The 3,718-nt window shown below is 72.6% G+C and carries 6 protein-coding genes; 2 read left to right on the top strand and 4 right to left on the bottom strand.

The genetic code is table 11. The features are described 5' to 3' along the window. Positions 1-210: 210 nt before the first annotated feature. Positions 211-405: a hypothetical protein gene (locus ACFV4F_RS40260; protein ID WP_380510435.1), complete on the bottom strand. Its 195-nt coding sequence runs from the start codon at positions 403-405 to the stop codon at positions 211-213. A 14-nt stretch (positions 406-419) separates the two neighbouring features. Then, positions 420-938 carry a hypothetical protein gene (locus tag ACFV4F_RS40255; RefSeq protein WP_380510433.1) on the bottom strand — a complete coding sequence of 173 codons (519 nt, stop codon included), beginning with the start codon at positions 936-938 and terminating at the stop codon, positions 420-422. 121 nt (positions 939-1,059) lie between these two features. Here ACFV4F_RS40255 and ACFV4F_RS40250 point away from each other — a divergent pair, with 121 nt between their 5' ends. Then, entirely contained in the window at positions 1,060-1,620 is a 561-nt protein-coding gene (locus ACFV4F_RS40250) for a HEAT repeat domain-containing protein (protein ID WP_380510430.1), read from the top strand. Between the two features lie 259 nt (positions 1,621-1,879). On the opposite strand, the gene ACFV4F_RS40245 is transcribed toward ACFV4F_RS40250, so the two are convergent. Continuing rightward, positions 1,880-2,488 (bottom strand): DJ-1/PfpI family protein, encoded by a 609-nt coding sequence (locus tag ACFV4F_RS40245; protein ID WP_380510428.1) that lies wholly within the window; start codon positions 2,486-2,488, stop codon positions 1,880-1,882. Between the two features lie 81 nt (positions 2,489-2,569). Continuing rightward, a complete protein-coding gene (locus ACFV4F_RS40240; protein ID WP_380510425.1) occupies positions 2,570-3,433 on the bottom strand; it encodes an NAD(P)H-binding protein in 864 nt (287 codons plus the stop codon). Positions 3,434-3,563: 130 nt separating this feature from the next. Here ACFV4F_RS40240 and ACFV4F_RS40235 point away from each other — a divergent pair, with 130 nt between their 5' ends. Continuing rightward, entirely contained in the window at positions 3,564-3,707 is a 144-nt protein-coding gene (locus tag ACFV4F_RS40235; protein ID WP_380510422.1) for a hypothetical protein, read from the top strand. Positions 3,708-3,718: the final 11 nt, after the last annotated feature.

The following is a 3,718-nucleotide window of genomic DNA, read 5'->3' as shown; positions in this document are numbered from 1 at the left end:
GGGGCGGCGCGTCGGGCGGCCCGCTCGCCACGACGAAGGTCCGGCCCTGGCGCGTGGGGATGTCCAAGTACTGGGCGGGGACAGGCCATCGGTCGAGCAGGGCGGTGTACTGCCGCGCGAGGACGCGAGCGCCCTCGGCGGACTTGTAGATGCCTGGGTGAGTCATGGTGTGTACTTAAACATACCTATTAAAGGTCTCGATAGGGAATTTTAGGGAGTGATGCGTCGGCTCCCGATCGTCCTCGCGAGGAGCTTGGCCAGCGCCGGCCCGTGCTCGTAGGCGAGCGGGGCGAGGTCGGGTGGCAGGACGAAGCCGTCGGGCAGGCGGCGGTAGGCGTCGGCGATCTGCTGGTGGTACGCGTCGGCAAGGGCCTGGGGCCAACTGCCGCTCAGGGGTGGGCGCATGCGGGACTCGGCGGTCAGGGCGTGGTGGTGGGCGGCGGCTTCGGCGATGGCCTCGTCGGCCGTCCAGTCGGCGATCGGGGTGCGGTCGGGCCGGCGCGGCCGATCGCGCCGAGGGACTGCTGGTCGAGCGTCGAGCCGACGGCGTTGAGCAGGACGAACGTGCCCCGGCCGAAGCCGTCCGCCGGCGCGGCGCTCCCCGCGCGCGCCCGCACCCGTCGGCGCCAGGCGGGCCAGCGCCGCCCGGCCTCGACGGCGAGGTCGACCCGCAGGCGCCCGTGGGCGGTGCGGAGCGCGCCCGCCGTCACCTCGCCGAGCACGCCGAGCATCGCCCCCGCCGCCTGCGACGCACCCGGCCCCGCCGCCGGTGACGCCCCCGCCGCCTGCGACGCCCCGGTCGCCTGCGACGCACCGGGCCCGCCGGGCCCGGACAGGCCCACCCGCAGGGCGGGTTCGGCCTCGGCCAGCGCCAGTGCGAGCGAGCGCCCGAGGACGCCCGAGCCCACCACGATCACGTCGAGCACCTGTTCCTGCACGTGTGCCTCCTCCTCGGCTGTCGGTCATCCCCCGTCGCCCTACCCGCACCAGCCCCACCGCACGGGGGCCACGGGCGAAAACCCGTTGTCCGTACGGGCGGTGCGGGCGGAAGGTGGTGCCATGCTGGGATTCGTCCGGACCGACAACGACGCCCTGGTCACCTGCCTGGGCGATCCGCAGCGCGCCGTGCCCGCCTACCGGGAGCTGCTGCGGCGCGGCGCCGGGGCGCGTGACGCGATACGGGCGGGGCTCTCGCACGCCGACGCGGCGGTACGGGAGGGGTGTTGCCGCCTCCTGGACCACATGGTCGACGTCGAGTCGATGGGGCAGCTGATCGCCATGGCCGACGATCCGGACGCCTCGGTCAGGATCGCCGCGTTTCACGCGCTCGCGTGCGACCGCTGCAAGGGGGACGTCTGCGCCCCGGGCGCGGACCGTGTTCTGGAGCCCGGGCTGCGGCACTTGGCGTCCGATCCGGATCCGCGGGCGCGGGCCATGGCGGCCGAGCTCGTCGGCAAGTTCGTCCACGACGACGCCCGCGCCGCCGAGGCGCTGCGGGCGTCGCACGAACGGGACCCGAGCCCGGCCGTCCGGAAGAAGGCCGGCTGGTACGTGCCGGGCGGCCCCATCCACGAGCGGACGCGCCGGGCGGGGCCCGGTAGGGCGCGTATCGGGGTGTGAGCAATTTTCGGGTTTCGCGGGCGCGTCTGATCCGATAGATCGTGTTGCGCGACACGAGTGCAACCGACGGGCACCGAGTAACGACGCTGTGGACTTCATGCCTCGGACATGGACCACCTGGTCGGGTTCGCCCAGGCCGGCGCGGTTGATCCGGCCACGTCCGCGGACGACCAATGGTGTGGCCGCGCGTTGGGACCGGGATGCCATCGACGATCAGGACGATGTCCTTTGTCGTCGCCCCCGCGACGGCCTGCCGGCGTCAGCGCAGTGCAGCCTCCCCCGAGTGGACGGCGCGGAGGGCGCGTTCGACGGTCTCCCGGTTCTCGCCGACCGGGGCCACGTAGGTGATGACGCCGCGCGCGGCGTCATCCCCGAGCGTGCGGCTGATGACCCAGGTGGCGAGGTACTGGGACGCCAGGCAACCGCCCGCCGTGGCGATGTTCCCCTCGGCGTGGAACGGTGCGTCCAGCACGGTGACGTCGCAGGCCTCGACGAAGGGCCGGCTCGTGTTGTCCGTGCAGGCGGGCATGCCCTTCAGAAGCCCGAGCCGGGCGAGCACCAGCGCGCCCGAGCACTGGGAGCCGATCAGCTGTCGCGAAGGGTCGAGCGGCAGCCGGGAGATCAGCCGGTCGTCGGCGACCACGTCGCGCGTCTTCACTCCGCTGCCGATGAGCACGACATCGGCGTCGGTCACGAACTCCATCGGGCGCTGCCCGGTCACCTCGACACCGTTCATGGACGTGACCACCGGCGTCGGCGTCGTGATAAAGGCCTCCAGGCCGTCCGCACGGCACCGGTTGATCAACGCGGAAGCGATGAAGCTGTCGAGTTCGTTGAAACCGTCGAAAGTGACCACGGCTACCTGCATCAAAGCTCCTTCACGTGAGGGATGCCCTCAGTCTCCCCGGCGCACCGCTCCAGGTCGAGATCTCGATCAGCAGCCGACCACTCACCACGCGCGGACGGCTTCCTCCAGGACCTCCTCGACGCTCTTCGCTCGGTGGCCGATCACATCCTCCAGCGCGGGGCCGGTGACGTCGAATTCGCCGTTGCGCGCTGCCGCGAACATCGTCAGCGCGAACTCCGCGGCCGGCCGTGGCATCCCGCCGGCGACGGCCGCCGAGACCCACGCGTCGTCGTCCAGGACGACCCGGGTGATCGTCCGGCCGGTGATGCGGCTCAGGATCGCGGCGACGCCGGCGAAGTCCAGCGTCCGGCGGGCCGTCAGCGGCGGCGTGATGCCGTCGAGTACGCCGTCCTCCGTCAGTGCGACGGCGGCAGCCTCCGCCAGGTCCTCGTGCGCCGTCCAGGAGACCGGGCCGTCCTGCGGCAGGGCGAGCGTGCCGCTCTCCAGCGCCGCGCGGAGGTAGAGGCTCAGGGTGGAGGCGTAGAAGCCGTTCCGCAGAGCGGTGTACGGGACCCCTTGCCGCTTCAGGTGCTCCTCGGTGGCCGCGTGTACCGGCTGCGGCGGGAACAGCGACGTGGGGGACGCGGCCTGGTGACTCGTGTACAGGACGCGCCGGGCGCCCGCCGCCCGGGCCGCGTCGACGGCGGCCGCGTTGGCGGCGAGTGCGCCGCCGCCGCGGATGGCCGCCGAGACGACGAGGACGCGCTCCGCGCCCTCGAAGGCGTGCGTCAGGCCGTCGGGCTCGGTGAAGTCCCCCTCGCGCACCCGGACTCCGCGCTCCGCGAGCCCTGTCGCCCGGCTCGCGTCGCGCACGCTGACGCCGATCCGGTCGGCCGGCACCCGCTCCAGCAGGCGGTCGACGATCAGTGTGCCGAGGCGGCCGGTGGCTCCTGTGACGATCAGCACGGCTGACTCCCTCCCTTGTTTCCAGTGGAAAGAAAATAACGTTAACACTGATACTTCCAGTGAATGCAAGGGCTTGCTTCAAGCCGAAGGGAAGCCGAAGAGAACTGGTATCAGCGGTACCATCGCTGCCATGGCACCGAACACCGAGCGGCGAGACCTCACCCGCGAGCGCATCGTGAAGGCCGCGGCCGGCCTCCTGGGCGAGCACGGGCCCGCCGCGGTGACCACCCGCCGCGGCGCCCCGGAGGCCGGGCGGCAGCCGCCCCCCCGCTAACGGCGCGTGGG

It is taken from the genome of Kitasatospora sp. NPDC059722, assembly GCF_042733235.1.
Taxonomy (GTDB): Bacteria; Actinomycetota; Actinomycetes; order Streptomycetales; family Streptomycetaceae; genus Kitasatospora.
Note: the sequence above shows the minus strand (reverse complement) of the source record. Positions and strands in the feature narration are given on the sequence as shown.